The sequence below is a fragment of the Micromonospora sp. GCM10011541 genome, assembly GCF_042650725.1.
GTDB lineage: Bacteria > Actinomycetota > Actinomycetes > Mycobacteriales > Micromonosporaceae > Micromonospora > Micromonospora sicca.
Genome location: NZ_JBHSBP010000117.1, coordinates 1 through 1,020 on the forward strand (window position 1 = coordinate 1; position 1,020 = coordinate 1,020).

The window sequence follows — 1,020 nt, forward strand, 5'->3', positions numbered from 1 at the left end:
TAGGCTTCTGCGTTTGACCAGCGTGCGGTCGTTGGACAGGACGTTGATCCTGTCCCGGAAGGACTACGTCACGGCGGAGGTACGCAGAGAGTAGTCCGGCTCGACCGGGCCTGTCTGGACCGGCGCCGAGCCGTCGGGCCGGCTGTGGACCGGCTCGTCCGCCGCAGCCGACGATGACGGCGGGTCGGGCAGGTCGTCCAGGAAGTCCAGCGACGGCACGAAGAAGAGGTTCCCGGTCACCGCGGTCGAGAAGTCCAGGATCCGGTCGTAGTTGCCCGGCGGATCGCCGACGAACATGTTCTCCAACATCCGCTCGGTGACCTCGGGCGTCGCCGAGTAAGCGATGTAGTACGTGCCAAACTCGCCCCGCCCCGGCGACCCGAAGGCCATGTTGTCCCGCAACACCTGCCGCTGCCGACCGTCGCCATCGAAGATCACGTTCAGCGCCACATGCGAATTGGTCGGCTTGACCTCGTCGTCCAGTTCGATGTTGTCGAACTTGGTCCGCCCGATCACCTTCTCCTGCGCCTCGACCGGCAACGCGTTCCAGGCCGTCAGGTCATGCAGGTACTTCTGCACTACAACGTAGCTGCCACCGGCGAAGTCCCGGTCCTTGCCGCCGATCACGACTGCCGACCGCGCCGCCGCACCGGTGGGGTTCTCCGTGCCGTCGACAAAACCGAGAAGGTCCCGCCCGTCGAAGTACTTGAAACCGTGCACCTCGTCGACCACCCGCGCCGCACCGGCCAGCCTCTTCACAATCTGCGCGGCCAGTTCGAAGCACAGGTCGAGCTGCCCCGCACGCAGGTGAAACAACAGGTCACCGGGGGTGGCCACGGCGCGGTGCCGGGAGCCCGCGATCTCCCGGAACGGATGCAGCCCGGCCGGACGCGGCCCACCGAACAGCCGGTCCCAGGCCAGCGCGCCGATGCCGGTGACGCAGGAGAGCGCGGCCGACTCCGCTCGGGAGCCGACCGACCGTTGCAGCCCGGCGATGTCGGCGAGCAGATCCCGTGCGAC

General features: G+C 67.6%; 1 protein-coding gene. It reads right to left on the reverse strand.

Annotated features, from left to right (window positions below):
* Positions 1-63: 63 nt before the first annotated feature.
* Positions 64-1,020, reverse strand: a 957-nt coding sequence (locus ACFOYX_RS36170; protein WP_377534813.1) for a Dyp-type peroxidase, incomplete at its 5' end; no start/stop codon positions are given.